The sequence below is a fragment of the Vibrio sp. AIC-3 genome (genome assembly GCF_013114515.1).
Classification (GTDB): Bacteria; Pseudomonadota; Gammaproteobacteria; order Enterobacterales; family Vibrionaceae; genus Vibrio; species Vibrio crassostreae_C.
In genome coordinates this window covers 13,242-33,152 of record NZ_VTXG01000019.1, presented here as the reverse complement: position 1 = coordinate 33,152, position 19,911 = coordinate 13,242, and the positions used below count along the sequence as shown (strand labels likewise).

At 47.0% G+C, this 19,911-nt stretch carries 18 protein-coding genes; 4 read left to right on the top strand and 14 right to left on the bottom strand.

The features are described from left to right. Window positions 1–21: 21 nt before the first annotated feature. Window positions 22–1,233, bottom strand: coding sequence for a purine nucleoside transporter PunC (gene punC, locus F0229_RS14065; RefSeq protein WP_017063021.1), 1,212 nt, complete (start codon window positions 1,231–1,233; stop codon window positions 22–24). Between the two features lie 163 nt (window positions 1,234–1,396). On the opposite strand from punC, the gene punR reads away from it, so the two are divergent. After that, complete coding sequence (gene punR, locus F0229_RS14060) at window positions 1,397–2,311, top strand: DNA-binding transcriptional activator PunR (protein ID WP_017058788.1); 915 nt, start codon at window positions 1,397–1,399, stop codon at window positions 2,309–2,311. Window positions 2,312–2,411: 100 nt separating this feature from the next. Here punR and ilvA read toward each other — a convergent pair whose 3' ends face one another. From ilvA to ilvG, 5 genes are read right to left on the bottom strand one after another with little or no spacing between them, the layout of a single operon-like run. Beyond that, window positions 2,412–3,956, bottom strand: coding sequence for a threonine ammonia-lyase, biosynthetic (ilvA, locus tag F0229_RS14055; RefSeq protein WP_171733078.1), 1,545 nt, complete (start codon window positions 3,954–3,956; stop codon window positions 2,412–2,414). A 3-nt stretch (window positions 3,957–3,959) separates the two neighbouring features. Continuing rightward, the gene (gene ilvD / locus F0229_RS14050; protein WP_171733077.1) at window positions 3,960–5,801 is read right to left on the bottom strand and encodes a dihydroxy-acid dehydratase; all 1,842 of its coding nucleotides are present in this window, start codon (window positions 5,799–5,801) and stop codon (window positions 3,960–3,962) included. Between the two features lie 32 nt (window positions 5,802–5,833). Further along, on the bottom strand, window positions 5,834–6,802 hold the full coding sequence (locus tag F0229_RS14045; protein ID WP_171733076.1) for a branched-chain amino acid transaminase: 969 nt from the start codon (window positions 6,800–6,802) through the stop codon (window positions 5,834–5,836). Window positions 6,803–6,814: 12 nt separating this feature from the next. Further along, window positions 6,815–7,099, bottom strand: coding sequence for an acetolactate synthase 2 small subunit (gene ilvM, locus F0229_RS14040; protein WP_017055442.1), 285 nt, complete (start codon window positions 7,097–7,099; stop codon window positions 6,815–6,817). A 1-nt stretch (window position 7,100) separates the two neighbouring features. Beyond that, complete coding sequence (ilvG, locus tag F0229_RS14035; protein ID WP_102321080.1) at window positions 7,101–8,747, bottom strand: acetolactate synthase 2 catalytic subunit; 1,647 nt, start codon at window positions 8,745–8,747, stop codon at window positions 7,101–7,103. Between the two features lie 472 nt (window positions 8,748–9,219). Between ilvG and F0229_RS14030 the strand changes: the two genes are divergently transcribed. Next, window positions 9,220–10,743 carry a YifB family Mg chelatase-like AAA ATPase gene (locus F0229_RS14030; RefSeq protein ID WP_017058783.1) on the top strand — a complete coding sequence of 508 codons (1,524 nt, stop codon included), beginning with the start codon at window positions 9,220–9,222 and terminating at the stop codon, window positions 10,741–10,743. Between the two features lie 62 nt (window positions 10,744–10,805). Here the strand turns inward: F0229_RS14030 and F0229_RS14025 are convergent, their stop codons facing one another. From F0229_RS14025 to F0229_RS14000, 6 genes are all read right to left on the bottom strand, one after another. Continuing rightward, window positions 10,806–11,762 carry a DUF2860 domain-containing protein gene (locus F0229_RS14025; RefSeq protein WP_171733075.1) on the bottom strand — a complete coding sequence of 319 codons (957 nt, stop codon included), beginning with the start codon at window positions 11,760–11,762 and terminating at the stop codon, window positions 10,806–10,808. A gap of 140 nt (window positions 11,763–11,902) precedes the next feature. Beyond that, window positions 11,903–12,502 carry a thiol:disulfide interchange protein DsbA/DsbL gene (locus tag F0229_RS14020; protein ID WP_017063015.1) on the bottom strand — a complete coding sequence of 200 codons (600 nt, stop codon included), beginning with the start codon at window positions 12,500–12,502 and terminating at the stop codon, window positions 11,903–11,905. 55 nt (window positions 12,503–12,557) lie between these two features. Then, window positions 12,558–13,544: a serine/threonine protein kinase gene (locus F0229_RS14015; protein ID WP_017058781.1), complete on the bottom strand. Its 987-nt coding sequence runs from the start codon at window positions 13,542–13,544 to the stop codon at window positions 12,558–12,560. A gap of 73 nt (window positions 13,545–13,617) precedes the next feature. After that, window positions 13,618–15,036, bottom strand: a complete 1,419-nt coding sequence (gene ccoG, locus F0229_RS14010) for a cytochrome c oxidase accessory protein CcoG (protein WP_065584151.1) — start codon at window positions 15,034–15,036, stop codon at window positions 13,618–13,620. 326 nt (window positions 15,037–15,362) lie between these two features. Then, on the bottom strand, window positions 15,363–15,626 hold the full coding sequence (locus tag F0229_RS14005; protein ID WP_009848104.1) for a YihD family protein: 264 nt from the start codon (window positions 15,624–15,626) through the stop codon (window positions 15,363–15,365). Between the two features lie 131 nt (window positions 15,627–15,757). Further along, window positions 15,758–15,925 (bottom strand): hypothetical protein, encoded by a 168-nt coding sequence (locus F0229_RS14000; protein WP_004739323.1) that lies wholly within the window; start codon window positions 15,923–15,925, stop codon window positions 15,758–15,760. 283 nt (window positions 15,926–16,208) lie between these two features. Between F0229_RS14000 and F0229_RS13995 the strand changes: the two genes are divergently transcribed. Then, a complete protein-coding gene (locus tag F0229_RS13995) occupies window positions 16,209–17,000 on the top strand; it encodes a sporulation protein (RefSeq protein WP_017058778.1) in 792 nt (263 codons plus the stop codon). 156 nt (window positions 17,001–17,156) lie between these two features. Continuing rightward, window positions 17,157–17,810 carry a hemolysin III family protein gene (locus F0229_RS13990; RefSeq protein ID WP_017063010.1) on the top strand — a complete coding sequence of 218 codons (654 nt, stop codon included), beginning with the start codon at window positions 17,157–17,159 and terminating at the stop codon, window positions 17,808–17,810. On the opposite strand, the gene F0229_RS13985 is transcribed toward F0229_RS13990, so the two are convergent. Both F0229_RS13985 and F0229_RS13980 read right to left on the bottom strand, forming a co-directional pair. Continuing rightward, entirely contained in the window at window positions 17,807–18,382 is a 576-nt protein-coding gene (locus F0229_RS13985) for a DUF3157 family protein (RefSeq protein ID WP_017065828.1), read from the bottom strand. The two genes, F0229_RS13990 and F0229_RS13985, sit on opposite strands and share 4 nt — an antisense overlap. A gap of 26 nt (window positions 18,383–18,408) precedes the next feature. Further along, window positions 18,409–19,854 carry a TrkH family potassium uptake protein gene (locus tag F0229_RS13980; RefSeq protein ID WP_171733074.1) on the bottom strand — a complete coding sequence of 482 codons (1,446 nt, stop codon included), beginning with the start codon at window positions 19,852–19,854 and terminating at the stop codon, window positions 18,409–18,411. Between the last annotated feature and the right edge of the window lie 57 nt (window positions 19,855–19,911).

The following is a 19,911-nucleotide window of genomic DNA, read 5'->3' as shown; positions in this document are numbered from 1 at the left end:
TTGTTTTCGTTAACTTAGAAACTAGTCTTGTTTCTCGTCAGCGACTACTCGAGAGTTGTCAGGTGTCGCGAAGTGTTCAGAAAGCTCTTTGTTCGAAACAATATAGCCAACCCACAACGCACCCAAACAGATCACAACGGCAATACCCGTCGCGCTTAGTGCTTGGCTCGCCATTGCTGCGACCAATGCACTTGATAGGCCACTGATACTGATTTGCAGGCTGTTTTGTAGACCAGCAGCTGTTGCTGGGCTTTGTTTAGCGCTTGATAGAGCACGGTTTACTACGATTGGGTAAAGTGCGCCGTTTGCGACAGCAATCAAACAGAAAGGCGCAAGTAGAGGCCAGATTGACGTCAGTTCCCACTGTGATGCGATAAAGATAAGCATCGCCGCTACACTGAACAAACCGATAAGGTTTCTTAGTACAACGCCATCGCCATATTTCTTCACTGCTTGCTTACCGAAGTAACCACCCGCCATGAACGCGATTGTTTGTGGGATAAAGCTCAAACCGATGTCTTTTGCTTCATAACCTAGTTGAGCCATGATCTCTGGCATACCCGTTAGGTAAGCGAAGAACGCTGCAGATGCTGAAGCAAACATTAAGACATTACCCATGTAAGGCTTTGATTTAAGCAACATCTTGATGTCTGTCTTAATCGATGTCTGTTTTACTTCAGGCGCTTCTTTTGGTTGAGCCATTGTTGTCGCCACTAGCAGTGCACCCATCAAGGTTAATGTGATGAAGATGCTGTGCCAGCCAAAGCTATCCGCCAGTAACACACCTAGCTGAGGTGCTAATGCAGGAGATAGCGCAACCAAAGGCATGATGGTTGCAAAAATTTGTTGGCTACTGCTTTGTGAGTAACGCTTGATAACCATTGCTTGCCAGATTACCGCAGGAGCACATACGCCGATCGCTTGAATGAAGCGCAGTGTCAGTAGATGCCATACCTCGGTGCTGAATGCTAAGCCGAATGAAGCTGCAGTAAAGATAACAAGACCAACCGCCAGCGTATTACGGTGACCATACTTGTCACTCGCCAGACCCCAAAGAAGCTGACCCATTGCCATACCGCCAAGGAATACCGTTAAAGACAGGGCAATCTGCTCTGGGCCGGTTGCGAAATCAACTTCCATTGCCTTAAATGCAGGAAGGTACATATCGGTCGCAATAAAGCCAAGCATTGAAAGAACTGCAAGGTAGACCAATTGAAATTTAGAAATATTCATAAGATGCCATTAAGCTAAAGGTAATGATGTTTTTATCATCAAAAAAATTGTTTGATATACAGAAGTGAAAGCCCCTGTTTATTTATGCTGACATTCTATTTTTCAGACCTGATAAAATAAAACGCTAAAATATGTGGTTATCAATCAAAAAATTTGAAGGCTTATGTTCTCTAAATCCTCTTTAGAAATGCTCGATACGGTAGCTCGCTTAGGCAGTTTTACTGCGGCGGCAGAACAATTGCACAAAGTACCATCGGCGATCAGCTACGGTGTTAGGCAGGTTGAGCAAGAACTGGATGTTCTACTTTTCAGACGTTTACCAAGAAAAGTAGAGCTGACACCGGCAGGTGAATTGTTCATTGAAGAGGCACGTGCGTTACTGAGACAGATGGAAGAGGTCAGTGCCCAGACTCGCCGAGCAGCGCGTGGCTGGAAGAAAACCTTGCGCCTAACGCTCGATAACGTGGTTAAGCTCGACAAAATGAAGCCGATGATTGAAGAGTTCTACCAAACCTTTGAGTTTGCAGAGCTTCAGATCAACATGGAGGTGTTTAATGGCTCTTGGGAGGCGATTGCACAGGGCAGAGCGGATATTGTGATTGGTGCGACCTCGGCGATTCCGGTCGGCGGCGACTTTGAGGTTAAAGATATGGGACGCCTAGATTGGGCGTTTGTGATGTCGCCAAGCCACCCGTGTGTGCGAGAGCAAAACCTCAATGAAGAGTTTGTTAGCCAGTATCCCGCAATATGTTTGGACGATACCTCTAGTGTGCTCCCTAAGCGACACACAGGCCATTACTCAAATCAAAGACGCCTATTGTTACCTAACTGGTATAGCGCCATAGAGTGTCTTAAGAATGGAGTTGGGGTGGGTTATATGCCGAGGCACATTGCCGCGCCAATTATCGAGCAAGGCTTGCTGGTGGAAAAAATACTGCCTGAACCGAGCCCGCAGAGTCATTGTTGTTTGGTCTGGCGAAAAGACGATAACCATAAACTGATCGAATGGATGGTGAAGTACCTAGGATCGAGTGAGCAACTTCACCAAGATTGGTTGGATCATCGCAAGGCGATCTAATGATCTGTTTACAAGAAGATCCTTTTCAAGCTTAAGCTGAATCAGCATCAATAAAAAGAGCGAGTAAAAACTCGCTCTTTTGGGTTTGATAGTTTAATTCTTAAGACAAGAAGAACTTGTAGGAAGGGTTATCGGTTTCATCTTTACACTGATAACCAAGCTCTCGTAAATGTGTTGAAAACTGAGCTAAATCATCATCGCCAAGTTCGAAGCCACACAATACGCGACCATAATCGGCACCGTGGTTACGATAGTTGAACAGGCTGATGTTCCAGTGGGTACCTAAGGTATCAAGGAACTTAATCAAGGCTCCTGGGTATTCAGGAAACTCGAAGCTGTATAGGCGCTCTTTCAATGGTTTTGATGGTTTGCCACCAATCATGTAACGAATGTGCAGTTTTGCCATCTCATCATCAGAGAGATCGACAACCGGGTAGCCGCCCTCACGTAAGTCATTGATGATGTGTTCGAGTTCTTCTTGACCACCTTGTAGGCGTACACCAACGAAGATATTCGCTAGGCTTTCGTCGTTGTGGCGGTAGTTAAACTCAGTTACCGCTCGACCACCAATAATATTACAGAACTCTAGGAATGCTCCTTGTCGCTCTGGAATCGTAACCGCAAGTAGACCTTCTCGCTTCTCACCTAGTTCACAACGTTCAGAGACATAACGCAGACCATGGAAGTTGGTATTAGCACCAGAAAGTACAGTTGCCAGTTGTTTGCCTTGCAGTTGGTTCTGCTCTGCAAACTTTTTCAAACCAGCCAGAGCAAGCGCACCAGAAGGCTCGGCAATCGCACGAGTGTCTTCAAAGATGTCTTTGACCGCAGAGCAGATCTCATCGCTAGACACGGCAATGTGACCATCGATGTACTGCTGACACAGACGGAATGTCTCTTCACCAATGCGCTTAACCGCAACGCCATCGGCAAACATGCTGACTTGATCCAGTACTACTGGCTCACCGGCATCCAGTGCTGCTTTCAAGCAAGATGAATCTTCAGGTTCAACCGCGATGACTTTTATTTCCGGCATCAATTGCTTAACTAGCACGGCAACACCCGCAGCCAAACCACCACCACCGACAGGCACAAAGATGTAATCCATGTGACCATTTTGCTGAAGCATTTCCATACCCATGGTGCCCTGTCCGGCGATCACCAATGGGTGATCGAATGGAGGCACAAAGGTGTAGCCATGTTCAGCGGAAAGGCGTTCTGCTTCAGCTTTAGCTTCATCAAAGTTGCTGCCGTGTAGAACTACGTTACCGCCAAAGCCACGTACCGCATCAACCTTGATGTCTGGTGTGGTTTTTGGCATCACAATCGTGGTTTGAATACCAAGCTTAGAACCGGACAGCGCCATACCTTGAGCATGGTTACCTGCCGATGCTGCAATCACACCTGCGGCTTTCTGTTGCTCTGAAAGGCTTGATACCATGTTGTAGGCACCACGTAGCTTGAACGAGTGGACCGGCTGACGGTCTTCACGCTTTAGCTGAACCTGATTACCAATGCGAGCACTTAAGCGAGGCATCTCTTGCAGAGGTGTCACAATTGCGGCTTCGTAAACTGGCGCTCTCAGGATCTGACGCAGATAATCTGCGCCAGTTTGTTTTTGGGGACTGACCGTGTCATCACTCATAGACTAGCCCTCTAGCTTAGACTTATCACGCACGGCGCCTTTGTCGGCACTGGTTGCCATGCTTGCGTAAGCTTTCAGTGCGAATGAAACTTCACGCTGACGGTTTTCTGGTTTCCAGCCTAGTGCGTCTTGCTTAACACGACGCGCTTCTAGCTCGGCTTCAGGCACATCAAGTGTGATTGAACGGCTAGGGATGTCGATAGTGATGATATCGCCAGTGTTTACTAGACCAATCACACCGCCACTTGCTGCTTCTGGAGAAGCGTGACCGATAGACAAACCGGATGTACCGCCAGAGAAACGTCCGTCAGTTAGAAGAGCACAAGACTTACCTAGACCCATAGATTTTAGGTAGGTAGTTGGGTAGAGCATTTCTTGCATGCCCGGACCACCTTTAGGACCTTCGTAACGGATAACAACCACTTCGCCTGCTTTTACTTTACCCGCTAAGATGCCGTCTACGGCTGTGTCTTGGCTTTCAAATACGATAGCAGGACCTTGGAATTTCAGGTTCTCTTCATCAACACCTGCTGTCTTAACGATACAACCGTCAATGGCGATGTTGCCTGAAAGTACGGCTAGGCCACCTTCTTGGCTGAATGCATTCTCTTTAGTACGGATACAACCTTCTTTACGGTCGTCATCAAGACGATCCCAACGGCAATCTTGTGAGAAGGCTTTGGTGGTACGAATACCTGCTGGGCCCGCGCGGAAGAACTTAAGTACCGCTTCGTCTTCTGTCTGCATGATGTCGTATTGAGCTAGCTGCTCTTGCATGCTTAGGCCAAGTACAGTGCGAGTTTGGTTGTTCAGTAGGCCTGCGCGGTCTAGTTCACCTAGGATAGCCATAACACCACCAGCGCGGTGAACGTCTTCCATGTGGTATTTAGGTGTTGAAGGCGCAACCTTACATAGGTGTGGAACGCGGCGAGACATCTCGTCGATATCACCCATATCAAAGTCGACTTCACCTTCTTGAGCTGCTGCCAATAGGTGAAGAACGGTGTTACTAGAACCGCCCATTGCGATATCCAGTGCCATCGCGTTTTCAAATGCTGCGCGGTTTGCGATGTTACGAGGCAGTGCTGATTCGTCATCTTGCTCGTAGTAACGCTTGGTTAGGTCAACGATGCGCTTACCAGCATTGATGAATAGCTCTTCACGGTCTGCGTGGGTTGCTAGCATAGAACCGTTACCTGGCTGAGATAGACCAAGCGCTTCTGTTAGACAGTTCATTGAGTTCGCTGTGAACATACCTGAACATGAACCACATGTCGGACACGCAGAACGTTCTACTTGCTCACTTTGCTCATCAGAAATCGTTGGATCGGCACCTTGGATCATTGCGTCAACAAGGTCTAGCTTGATGATTTGATCTGAAAGCTTAGTTTTACCCGCTTCCATTGGGCCGCCTGATACAAAGATCACTGGGATGTTAAGGCGCATTGCTGCCATCATCATTCCCGGAGTGATTTTGTCACAGTTAGAGATACACACCATCGCATCCGCACAGTGTGCATTGACCATGTATTCTACTGAATCCGCGATAAGCTCACGTGATGGCAGTGAGTACAGCATGCCGCCGTGGCCCATTGCGATACCATCATCGACTGCGATGGTGTTGAATTCTTTAGCGATACCGCCCGCTTTCTCGATTTCACCCGCAACCAGTTGACCCATATCTTTAAGGTGAACGTGGCCTGGTACGAATTGAGTGAACGAGTTTACAACTGCGATGATTGGCTTACCGAAGTCATCATCTTTAACGCCAGTTGCACGCCATAAAGCGCGCGCACCAGCCATGTTGCGTCCGTGGGTAGTTGTTGCTGAACGATAGATTGGCATTGCTTAAATCCTTATAAATACTTGGCTGTTGCTTACTTAGTTGATTGTGTTTGGCTTTCTGAAGCGTGGTTTTCTGGATAAACGTAATCTAACCAGCCCCATTTATCTTCAGTGGTACCATTGAATAAACCAAAGTAAGCCGCTTGAACTTTTTCAGTGATAGGGCCGCGTTTGCCTTCACCTACTGTAATTTTGTCTACGCTGCGAACCGGAACGATTTCCGCTGCTGTGCCTGTCATGAAGACTTCATCAGCAAGGTATAGCGCTTCACGAGCAATATTCTCTTCACGGATCTCATAACCCATGTCTTTTGCTAGTGTCATGATCGAATCACGCGTGATGCCCGGCAGAATCGCACTGGTCGCTGGTGGTGTGGATAGCACGCCGTTACGTACCACAAAGATGTTCTCACCAGCCCCTTCAGAAAGGTAACCATCAACACTCAGTGCGATGCCTTCATCGTAACCATGACGGCGAGCTTCGCCACCAACTAATAGTGAAGATAGGTAGTTACCACCGGCTTTTGCTGCGGTTGGGATCGTGTTTGGAGCGGCACGGTTCCAGCTAGAAATCATTGCATCAACGCCGTTTTCTAGTGCTTCTTCGCCTAGGTAAGACCCCCAAGGGAAAGCAGCGATGATCAGTTCCATCTCAGTATTTTCTGGCGGGCAGACACCCAAACCAACGTTACCTACGAAACCTAGAGGGCGGATGTACGCTGACTCTAGCTTATTTTGGCGTAGCGTTTCGCGAGTCGCTTCCATAATTTCTTCCTCAGTGTAAGGAATAGGGAAGCGATAGATTTTTGCTGAGTCTTTTAGGCGCTTAGCATGTTCAGGGTGACGGAAGATAACCGGCCCTTTTGGTGTGTTGTAACAACGAACACCTTCAAACACAGAAGTACCGTAGTGCATTGCGTGAGTCAGGACGTGAACGTTCGCCTCTGCCCAAGGAACCATCTCACCGTTAAACCAAATATAGTCTGCTGTTTTAGCTGTCATGTTTGCGGTTCCTTATGCGTTTATCTTTTGTTGTAAGTTGTTGTTTGGCAGTTCATTACGGCTGATCGAGATAACGTCAACGGTACGCACATCCCACAGCTTTTCGATTTGATTGACCAAGAACGAGATCGGACGGTCACTGTCTACGATGATCTCAACACTCGCCACTTTGCTTTCGTGGTTTTGAGTGCCCGCAACTTGCTTAACAATGAAGCCACGGTGGCGGATAACACGAAGAACACGCTCTAGTAGTACAGGCTTATCATCGGCTTTGATGTCTAATAGGTATCTTTTCATGTTATGTGTTCTCCAACATCTCACTGTTTGAAGCACCTGGCGGTACTAGTGGCCATACGTTTTCTTCTTCATCGATAAGAACATGAAGTAGGTAAGCGGTTTTGCTCTCTAGCATCTCTTTCAATGCTGGTTCTACTTCTTCTTTACGCGTGATGGTTTTGCCCGGGATATCGAACGCTTTCGCGAGCATCACGAAATCAGGGTTGTCATCTAAGATAGTTTCACTGTGGCGGCCATCAAAGAACAGCGATTGCCATTGGCGAACCATGCCCAAACGAGAGTTATTAAGCAGTACCATCTTCACTGGGATCTGACGACGCTTCAATGTGCCAAGCTCTTGAATGTTCATCATGAACGAGCCGTCACCAGAGATAAGTATAGATTGGTCGTCAGGACGCCCAACCGAAGCACCCATTGCAGCTGGCAAGCCAAAGCCCATGGTGCCTAAACCGGCAGAGGTAATGAAGTTCTGTGGATCGCGAGGCTGAATGTGCTGAGCTGCCCACATTTGGTGTTGGCCCACATCAGTCGATACGATAGAGCTTGCTGGCATCATGTCTGACAGTTGCTTCAACAGCAGTGGAGCAAAAATCAGATCACCAGGGTGGTCGTAACGCCATTTGAATGAGCTACGAAGACCTTCAGAGTGATGAACCCAAGAGGAGATGTCTTGGCTTAGCTCTAGTTGAGGCATGATCTTGTTGATGTCACCGCGAATTGGCGCATTGGCAAGACGCAGTTTGCTGAACTCAGCGGCATCGATATCGATATGGATAACCTTAGCATGCGGCGCAAAGGTATCGAGTTTGCCAGTTACTCGGTCATCAAAACGAGCACCGACAACAATCAACAGGTCACTCTCTTGAACCACAAGGTTAGCGGCTTTAGTGCCGTGCATACCCAGCATGCCAAGGTAGTGTGGGTCGTCACGTTCGATAGTGCCCAAGCCTTTCAGTGTGCTTACTGCTGGCATTGGGTTTAGGCGTAAAAACTCACGAACCGCATCGGTTGCTTTAGCAAGTTGAACACCACCACCTACGTATAAAACAGGACGGGTCGCTTGAGACAAAAAGTACTGTGCCTGTTCAATGGCATCAGTTGTCGCAACAGGAATTGCGGGTGGAGTAAATTCAGGAAGAGCGTTAACAGGTGCTTCTGCTAGTTGAACGTCTTTAGCGATATCGACGATAACCGGGCCAGGGCGGCCAGACTTTGCTACCACAAACGCTTCAGCGAGGGTTGGAGCTAGCTCTTCAATATCAGTTACTAGGTAGCTGTGTTTAGTACATGACAGAGACATACCAATCACATCCATTTCTTGGAATGCATCGGTACCAATGTGGGAACTTGCAACCTGACCTGTGATAGCAACCAATGGGATTGAATCCATAAAGGCATCAGCAAGGCCAGTGACTAGGTTGGTTGCACCTGGTCCCGAGGTTGCCATACAAACAGCGACATCTTGTGTTGCTCTAGCCATGCCGATCGCGGCCATAGCGGCGCCTTGCTCATGGCGACATAGGATATGTTCAACCCCGCCGTCATAGAGTGCATCGTAGATTGGCATGATGGCACCACCGGGGTAACCAAATACGGTCTCAATTCCTTGTTGCTTGAGTGCGGATACGACTAGTTCTGCGCCTTTCATCGGAATTCTCCCGTATTACCTTTATTTTGGTAACTGTTTCCTTTGTCTCTGCACATCTTGTGCTCCCATTCTTCCTGTAAATCGGCAAAGCCGAAAATGCTCAAAAATATAAAAATCGAATGTTTAAATTAGAAAAAACCCCCGGACTTGTCAGTGCGGGGGTTTTTTCTAATTCGTGGTTACTTTCTTCCCACTCGCCCCCGCGCAGTCTTAATAATGACTACGATAATCAGGTTAATCAGTGCGTAAATGCGAGCGTTAAAAATCATAATATTCGAGTTTTCTCGTTTATTGTCTTCAGTAAATGTCTACATCTCTAGTGTTATCACACAAATCTGCCGCATGACAAGGGAAATGTCATTCTTTTTTCACATTAAAATACCATTCCACCAAGCTATATAACAACCTTATCGCTTTGGTGAGCAACGAATATCCAGAGCGAATACTTTTAAATCAAAGACAAAGGAAAGTTATGGGACTCGCGATAATTCATAGCCGAGCTAGTGTGGGTGTAGAGGCGCCAGAAGTGACCGTTGAGGTGCATATAAGCAACGGAATGCCTGGCTTCACGCTGGTGGGTCTACCTGAAACAACGGTCAAGGAATCTAAAGACCGAGTGAGAAGCGCGATCATCAATTCTCGCTTTGAGTTTCCATCGAAAAGAATCACGGTTAATCTCGCCCCAGCCGATTTGCCCAAAGAAGGTGGCCGTTTTGACCTGCCCATCGCGCTTGGGATTTTGGTGGCGTCAGATCAGCTTCCGACATCAAAAATAGCTCAACATGAATTTATCGGTGAGTTGGCATTGTCAGGAGAACTTCGCTCGGTAAAGGGCGTTTTGCCTGCGACGTTAGCCGCCGACAGTGTAGAGCGATGCTTAGTTGTCCCACATCATAACGGTGATCAGGCTGCGCTGGTGGGCAAGGGAGCGCATAAATCTGCACAAACCTTGTTGGAGGTTTGTGCTGACATGTGTGGACAGGCTCAGCTTGGGCTATATAGAACGGAACATCATCAGGCTGATGTTTCAGTGCTTCGCGACCTACAAGATATTATCGGCCAACAACAAGGAAAGCGAGCTCTAGAGATAGCCGCTGCTGGGAATCATAACTTATTGTTTCTTGGCCCACCCGGAACCGGAAAAACTATGCTCGCTTCTCGACTGCGTGACCTATTACCTGAAATGAGTGATGACGAAGCGATGGAAACCGCGTCGGTGGCCTCGTTAACGCAACAAGAAATCAATCAATACAACTGGAAGCAACGACCTTTTCGCTCTCCTCACCATTCCAGTTCAATGGCGGCATTAGTGGGTGGTGGTTCGGTGCCTCGCCCCGGAGAGATCTCTTTAGCGCATAACGGCTTATTGTTCTTAGATGAAATGCCGGAGTTTGAGCGCAAGGTGCTTGATTCATTACGAGAGCCACTAGAGTCGGGCGAGATCATTATCTCCCGTGCTGCGGGCAAGACTCGTTTTCCTGCGCGTTTTCAATTGGTCGGTGCACTTAACCCAAGTCCAACGGGTTATTACGAAGGTAACCAGGCGCGCGCCAACCCACAGATCATCCTGCGTTACCTCAATCGCTTATCTGGGCCCTTGCTGGATAGGTTCGATATGTCATTGGAGATACCTCTGTTGCCAAAAGGAATGTTGGCCGAAGGCGGTGATCGCGGTGAAACCACTCAAGTAGTTAAGCAAAGGGTTAGGCAGGCGCGAGAGTTAATGCTATCTCGCAACCATAAATCGAATGCACTGTTAGGTAGCCGAGAAATTGAGAAGTATTGCCCACTGCGACGCGAAGATGCAGAGTTTCTTGAGACAGCACTACATCGCTTGGGTTTATCGATTCGTGCTTATCATCGAATTATTAAGGTGGCACGAACCATTGCCGACCTTGACGGTAACGAGCAGATCGAAAAGAAACATCTATCAGAAGCGCTAGGCTATCGCGCGATGGATCGCTTGCTGAAACAACTCACGGCTCAAGCTGTCTAGCAAGCAGAAAAAGCCTGCTTAGATGCAGGCTTTCGTTGGATTGCAGTTCATACTCGCTAAGGTTAGAACTTGTAGTTCAAGCCAACTGAAACTATATATTGAGACTCGTCGTAGAAGGTAATGTTCGAGTCGCTGGTGCCGTAGCCTGCCAGTGAAATAAACGACCAGTTTTCCCAATCCATGAATTGATCATACTCATAGGCGGCGAATAGGTTGATATTGTCGTCGCTGCGTTTCTTGTCGTAGATCGGGTTGCTCGCATCGTAAGAGCGTTGGTTGTAACCCGCTGTTAGTGCGTACTTGTGACGCCCCATGCCACCAAACAAGCTTACCTCACCACCGAATTGGTCGTAAGATTCAGCTTTACCATCAGCATCACGTGTTTGATAGATGACGGATGGAATAAGCATCATGGTACGACTAAGTGGCAGGCGATATTGACCTTTCAAGTAGAGAGTATTGGCATCTCGTTTGAGCTCTTGATCTTGAATATCATCCTTGTCGACATCTTTGGTCGCATAGGCCATGTCTAGCGAGAAAGCTGAGCCCGCAATGTTGCTTAGCTTCAAACGAAACGCATTGCCAGTTTCATCGGTCTTGGTGCGAGCTGATGTGGTGTTGTATGGATCAGCCCAAGTTTCACCAGACATAATGGTTGGCAGCAGTGAAGCGTCGATCACCATGTCTGACTCAAGTTGGTATTTGTAACCGACTTCGAGAACTACAGTACCTGTTGCTACATCATCTCGCGCGGTACCTGTGTATACCTGATGGTTTAGCTTTTCACCAAAGGTATAAGCAACACTACCTAAAGGAGCAACCAGAAAAGAGCTTTCCGAAGAAGCCTTCTGATCTGTGGATGAAAGATTGCTATCAGCATCGGTATTAAAGTTCGAGGTGGAAGAGGTAACCCCGGTATTGAGAGAGATTTCACCACTGAAACCTTGTTGGTCTGCAAGCTTGGCAAAAGCGGGAGAAGCCGCAACGCTCAATGCCAAGAGAGTTATTTTTATTTTCATTCAAGGGCTCCTTGCCCACCGGTTCTTAGGACGGGTTATTAATAGCAGTAAAGCTTTAAACTTCCAGGTTAATTATTTATCAATAATGATTTTTGAACTAGCAAAAAAAAAGGAAGCCGAAGCTTCCTTTCATCAATGGCTTACTTCTTTAATAAGAAGTTCACGAGCTCGAAGTACTCATCAAGAGAGTTGATACCTTGAGCTTCTACTAGGTAGCGGTTGTTAACCACAACAGCGGGTACACCTGAAAGGCCGCTGTCTTTGAATGCTTTGTCGAAGCGACGAACCATAGAATCTACAGCAAAGCCGTTATACGCAGCATCGAATTTCTTCGCATCAACGCCTTCGTCTAGGAAGATTTGACGCAGTTCTTCTTCATCACGTGGTGGCTTGTTCATTGTGTGGATGCGGTTAAACATCACTGGCACCATTTTATCTTCAACTTTCAGTGCAATCATTGTCGCGTAAGCTTTGCTCATTGGCAGACCCATGTTGCCACCCATGAATGAAACATGGTTCTTCTGTAGCTTAGCGTCTTTAGGTAGCTGTTGTTTTAGCTGCTGGATGATTGGCTCAAAGCTATTACAGTGTGGGCAGTAAAAAGAGAAGAACTCTGTCACCATTGGTTTTTTTGATGCTTCTAGGTCGAGAACTTTGTAGTGTTCACCTTCGTTAAATTTCGCAGCGTGAGCGGTAAGGCTCAACATGATCAATGAGAAAAATGCGAATAGCTTTTTCATTTATCCAATCTCCATTATGTTTGAATTTTTATCTAGTTGTATGTTGCGATTGCTGTTACCACTGAGGCATTAACGAAAGTGGTGGCTCTTGCAGGGTAGCAATTTGCTCTTTACAAGCAAGTACTTGTTGCTCCCAATATTTCGGATCATTAAACCACGGGAAGGCCAGAGGAAACGCAGGATCGTGCCATCGTTTCGCCAACCATGCCATGTAATGCACCATACGTAGACCGCGTAGTGGTTCGATTAGTTTCAGTTGTGCGGTATTAAAATCGCAAAACTCTTGGTAACTCTCTAGCAAAATATCCAGTTGCATCAGCTTATCTTGGCGCTCGCCATTGAGCAGCATCCACAGATCTTGTATCGCAGGGCCGTTACGTGCGTCATCAAGATCGACGAACATTGGCCCATCGCGCCACAAAATATTGCCAGGGTGGCAGTCACCGTGCAGGCGGATATTCTCAATGTTGCTCGGCCACTGGCTCTCTAGCTCTTTGATCAGAAGGTCAACGTCATTGAAGAAGGCATTTTCTAGGTGCGTCGGGATAAACTGAGAGTTCTCTAGAATCTTACGTGGCTGATAAAGGTATTCATCTAAGCTGATGGTCGGGCGATGCTGGAATGTTCTTCCCGCGCTGGCTTTATGAATACGACCAAGAAAGCGTCCTACGCCTTCCAATTGATCTAGATTGTCAACTTCATACTGTCTGCCGCCAACACTTTCAAATAGTGCAAATAGGTAGCCTTGGTATTCATGTAAGGTTGCACCGTTGATTCGCATTGGAGGCGCAACCGGCATCTCTTGTTCGATAAGCTCGAGTGCGAAGTCATGCTCTTCTTGGATCTGTGCCTTGTTCCAGCGTTGTGGACGGTAAAACTTAACGACGTAGCGCTTACGGTCTTCATCGGTGAACTGATAGACACGGTTTTCGTAACTGTTGAGAGCGAGAAGCCCGGATTCAGCGCGAACTCCGATGCTCTCCAGTGCGTACCACATGAAGTCAGGAGTCAGGTTATCAAAGTTAAAGGCTTGCATCGTCATAGAATAAAAAAGGCTCATTACTGAGCCTTTTTCCATTTATTGGGTTGTTATACCAAGCACTACGGTGCGGGTATCAGAGCTTCTTGATAAAGCGGCTTTCGACTTCCATCGTAAACTCTTCATTATCCGAGAGTATAAACTGAATTGTCGAAACTGGTGAGCTCAGTTTTTCTGGGTCGGCGCCCAAACTGATAGGTAGGTTCAAAACCTCGCCTGGATCGACAGTAATCGTCTGTTTACCATACCAGATAGAATCGGGCAGTCCGCTAACATCGAGTTTGTACTCTTGCTCTTGTTGAGTCTTGTTGATCACTTTCAAGGTGTAGGTGTTTTCAACCAACCCTTGGTTATTGACTCTAAACAGTTGGTTTCGGTCACGCAGAACACTTAGGCCGGCAGGATCAACGCTCGCGATTTGGGCGAAGAACAAGCCCAGCATCACGATCAAGATAGCGCCATAGCCCAACAGCTTGGGACGCATTACCTTGGTCGAGTGACCTTCAAGTCTGTGCTCGGTGGTGTAATTGATCAGGCCTTTCTCATAGCCCATACGCTCCATCGTGTTGTCACAGGCATCAATACACGCGCCGCAGTTAATACACTCGTATTGCAGGCCGTCACGGATATCGATACCCGTAGGGCACACTTGTACACACAGATTACAGTCAATACAGTCGCCTAGACCAAGCTCTTTTGGATCGGCTTTACGAGAGCGAGGGCCACGGCTTTCACCACGTTCTGTGTTGTAACCAACGATGAAGGTGTCTTTATCGAACATTGCCGACTGGAAACGCGCGTAAGGACACATGTGCAGACAAACAATTGAACGCATCCAACCCGCATTGGCATAAGTACATCCAGCAAAGAACAGTACCCAAAACACCGGCCAGAAAGACGAGTTAAAGGTAAAGAAGCCAACCACTAACTCTTTGATTGGGATGAAGTAACCAACAAAGGTTAAGCCCGTCGCAATGGCAATCGCCCACCACGCAATGTGTTTGAGGGTTTTTCTGAGGATTAAATTGCTCGTCAGTTTGCCCGAGTCTTGTTTTCTTCGCTTATTGGCAGCGCCTTCTAGCTTCTCTTCGAACCAGATATACATGAAGGTCCAGACGGTTTGCGGGCATAAATAGCCACACCAGACACGGCCTAAGAAGGTGGTTATGAAAAACAGGCCAAACGCGGCAATCATAAATAGGATCGCGAGTAGGGTCAGATCTTGCGGGTATAAGGTGGTGCCAAAGAAGTTGAACTGTTGGCTGCCGATATCGAGCAAGATCGCTTGACGTTCACCAAAGGGAATCCATGGGATAAGCGCAAAAAGTAAAAGTAAGAACCAACCGCCATAGCGACGCAGTTGTTGGAATTTACCTTTGCTTTCTCGAACATAGATTCGGTTACTTGGGTTAAATCGATCTCCATTACCTTTATGTGTTTTCGGGTTAAAGGTTTTAGGAGTCACATCTTTGATATCGATTTTATCCTGACTCATGGACTATCCTTTTTGTGGCTTGTTTGCCCGGTTAAGTCGGGCATGACGACATTACTTGAAAGTATGGTTTAGAGAACCTGTTGAAATTGAGCTTGGTGCATTTGTTGTTATCGCACTCACTCTTATTATTTTAGAAGATTCTTATGGATGGCGATTATAGCGACAATCTTGTTCTCATTTCTTTAACGCTATCAACCTTTAACAACAAAAGTCATAACAGTTGTGACGAAAAAATAGCGAACAGAAACAAAAAAGCGACCTGGTGGTCGCTTTTTAAAATTGAGTGTTTTATCTATACGGCAATTGAGCTCTAAACTAACGGGCGACTAAAGAAGGCCACGTGCTTTTAGAATTGCGGTTTTGAAATCATCTTCTTGGTCTTTTTTCAGGCCCGGGATCATCTCATCTTTTTCGCTGTTGCGCATTTTTAGGTGATAGATAAGAACATCGTCAGTCAGTTCTTCAAGCTTGCCTTGGTAGCCCGCTTCTTTTGATAGCTTAATGATGAACTCTAATAGGTTAAGCTCTTGATCTTTCTGCCACTCAGGCTCCATCAGTTCAAGCAGTTCTTCAATGCGGTGACACTTCATACTTTATTTCTCCACAAATTTTATAATGATTTGTGGCTAAGGTATCAAATCGGGTAGGGAATACCAATGTGTAAACACATTTCAAGATGGGAGCGGGCAAGAAAAAAGCGCAGTAAAAACTGCGCTTTTTGTTAAGCGGCTTTAATCACTTTCGTTGTAGTCGGTGCTAATAAAGCAGTCTTCTCAACTAGAGTCATTGTAGGAGCCAATTTCTTAGCCGTTGGAGCAGCAACAAAGCCACTACGACGACGCATCGCACTACGGTTGGTGTGCGAGAACCTGACAGCTGTTGGGCGCATTAATTTACCTAACGGTCAGGCATATCCATTGCCAATCTAATGGCCTGATTTACCATGAGCTCCACCTCAATTGCTTGAAGCGTCACTCGTCTGGCTTTCGCCAATCCGAAGAATAAATCAGGATAATGATATGCATGCATATCAAGGCTTAGATTATCACTATCTAAGTTATCGATCGACGCCTGAGTGATAAATAGACGATATTAGAGCTAAAATAGTGTGAGCAGTATATTTGAGTTTGAACCTCTTTCAGGCTTAAGATGATGCTTTAAAGGAGGTGCATATGTCGTTCTTAAAGAAAACGTTAGCAAGTTTTGGAATTGGATCTGCCAAGGTGGATTCTGTATTGCAACAGGAAGTGCTTTATCCAGGCAAGAAGGCGAGCATTATTGTGCATGTCTATGGTGGCGCTCAGCCACAAGAGATCGACAATATCGATCTCAACTTGTGCTGTCGTTACGTCAAAGAAATTACTATGAATTCGCAAAGGCAAGAGGGCGGTCAAACACGTCGAATGCACCAGACATACTCGTTGGCCAAATGGAGCCTGCCGTATGCCTTTGTTATTCAGCCGGGTGAAACCCGTGATTTTGAATGTGAGTTTGATGTCCCGCTGAACACACCTGTCACGATTGGTGATTCAAAGGTGTGGCTAGAAACCGGGCTCGATATTGCGATGGCGATAGACCCATCGGATAAGGATATTTTAACGGTTCGCCCAGATGCACTTCTTGATGGTATTTTTAATGAACTAGAAGCTCAAGGTTTACGCATTCGCCAAGTTGAGTGCGAAGCAGTAGAGGGCTTTGAACTGCCATTTGTTCAAGAGTTTGAGTTTGTCCCTACCACTGGTCCATATCATGGCCGCTGGCGTGAACTGGAAGTGGTTGCTCATCGTGATGAAACCGAGCTTAAGTTGTGGTTTGAGATAGACCGTAATCGCGATGGTGCAAAAGGCATGTTGGCGAGCTTGTTAGGCATTGGCCAACTGCAGCGTCAATTGAGTGTGCCATTGGATACGTCACCACAAGATGCGGGCAAGATGGTACTTGAGTATCTAGACAACGCATCTTAGTTAGCTCTTTGGTTCTGTAGCTTTAGAGACCTTAGCTTCATCACACCGTTTAGGCGTTATTAATGTCATAAAAGATGTCATAAAAATTTAAGCTTACACGTGTAAGCTTAATGTGCAATACTAGGCAAATCGAACATTTACTCTAGTAGGATAATCATGTCTGCATCATCGGCGAGCGAATACAGTGACATCGAAGAACGCGCCAATGCGATAACCCATGGCTTGGGTGTTGTGCTTGGCGTGGTTGGTTTAATCCTGCTGCTGATTCGTGCGTTTGACCATCAAGCCGACATACTGACTATTGCGAGTATGGCGGTATATGGCAGCAGTATTATCCTACTCTTTCTCGCTTCCACGCTTTATCACTCGATCACCACAGAAAAGACCAAGCGATTACTGAAAACTCTCGATCACTGTGCGATCTACTTATTGATCGCGGGCAGTTACACGCCATTTTTATTGGTGAGTTTAAGAACACCATTGGCGATGGGTTTGATGGCAGTGATTTGGGGTATCGCGCTAGTCGGAATCATTATGAAGATTGCCTTCGTCTACCGATTTAAGCGTTTGTCATTGGTGACTTACTTGGCGATGGGTTGGTTATCGCTGATTGTGGTTTATCAACTGGCGATGAATATCGAGATGGGTGGTTTGGTGCTACTAGCACTCGGTGGCGTGATTTACTCGTTGGGTGTGATTTTCTATGTGGCAAAACGCATCCCTTACAATCATGCCATCTGGCATTTGTTTGTGTTGGCGGGCTGCGCTTGCCATTTCTTCGCTATTTATTTGTACGTGACTCCGGTTTAGCGAGCCAGTACCTCAGTAATCTCAGCTTTAATCTGATATTCAGGGTGTTGTTCTAGGTCGAGCTTGATGAGCTTGCCTTCTTCACCCGTCTTTGGTCGTAGGTATGTGTCGGCCATTCGTTTGATTGATTTCCACACAGCAACTTCTTCTTCTGCCAACAACTCACCTTCTGCAGTAAATACGCTGATGTTAAGTGATACCAAAATGACCGCTTGAGTGCCTTGGTTAGTGATGGCTGTCGGAATGATAAGCTCACCATCTTCATAGCGACTTGCACCCAGTACAACATCCACTCCTGACTGAGACAGCTGTAAGCTTGGCTTTTTACTATTAACCACAATCGTAGTGCCACGCGTGTTCGTTGCGACAGGTACGGCTACGACAGGCACTGCAGTCTCTGATGTTGTCGTTGCTGCTTCCGTTTGCTTTGGTGCCACGTATTGCCAAGTAAAATCATCTTTGAGTAACACTTGCTTGCCATCAGGCAAGGTGACCATTTGATCAGCAAAGGCAGAACTTACGAATACTGAGTTTGCGAGCAATGCGCTAGCGAGAAGTACGTATGATTTCATCTGTGTTTCCTTGATTTTGTGCTTGGTTAACGTCGCCAAAAGGCTGGGAAAAATAGAACAATGAGCGTCAATATCTCGAGTCGCCCCATCAGCATTCCTAAGCTTAGCAACCATTTAGCGGCGTCGGGCAGTGGAGCAAAGTTCCCGGTTGGACCGATAACGCTGCCCATACCAGGACCAACGTTGGCAACGGCTGTGATAGCGCCAGATATACTGGTCACGGGATCAAGCCCCATCGCGCTCAAGCCACCTGCAATTAAGATAATCGTAATAAAGAACATCAAACCAAATGCGACTAGTGAACGCACAATATCGTCATTCACCGGTCGCTGATTGTAGCGTTGAACAAACACGCCCGACGGGTGAATCAGTTTCATCATCTGCTTATGAAGCATGGTCATCGCGATCTGGAAGCGGAAGATCTTGATACCACCAGAGGTTGAACCTGAGCACGCGCCCGCCATCATTAAAAAGGCAAACAGCGTGGTAGGCAAAGCGCCCCACGCGGTGAAATCTTCTAAGCCAAAACCGGTTGTGGTTACGACTGACACAATGTTGAACATCGAAACACGCATCGCATCCATGACTGTGTAGCCATCTCTAACCACCAACCATGTTGATATCACGGCACTGGTGACCAAGAATAGATAGGTGAAACCTCTCACTTGCGCGTCTTTGTAGAGGATTGAGAGTTTTCTACCACGCAGTGCGCCAACAAACAGTAGGAACGGCAGACCGCCAAGGAACATGAACACTGTGCCCACCCAGTGAGCGCTATTTGAGAAGTGGTTCATCGAGCCATCAGAGGTCGAGTAACCGCCAGTTGATAGCGTGGTAAACGAGTGGTTGATGGCGTCAAACACGCTCATGCCTGCAAACAGGTAGCTCACTAAGCACAAGCCAGTTAATACCAGATAAACCGCTACGATGTTCTTGGCGACGGTTTTTGCTCTCGGGCTGCTTTTATCGGACCAATCGGAAGATTCCGTTTGGAACAGGCGCATACCACCGACGTTGAGCATCGGCAGTACTGCCACCGCCATTACGATGAAGCCAATGCCGCCAAGCCATTGCAATATCGAGCGCCACAGTAGGATGCTTGGTGCCATGCCGTCTAAGCCACTCAATACCGTTGAACCTGTTGTGGTAATACCGGACATAGTTTCAAAGTAGGCATCGGTAAAGCTGATGTGATTGATGAACACAAACGGCAGTGCGGCGAAGGCACTGGCTATTGTCCATACCAGAGAGGTGATCAGGAACATGTCCCGCACCCCAAGTCGGAACTTAGCGGAGCGCCCTAAGCTCAAGCAGATGAACGCCACAATGTGCGTGATCACTACCGATTGACCAAACTCGAGGAAGCCACCGGTGCCTGTGAAAAAGGCAACCAATGTGGGGATGTACATGAAAAGGGCGAGTTTTGATAACACTAACCCTATCACTAATAATATCGGACGAAAGTTGACCATAGCTTAATAGACCATCGCTTTGTGCCGAAGCGTCGTTCTCACAAGAAGAAGGTTGCG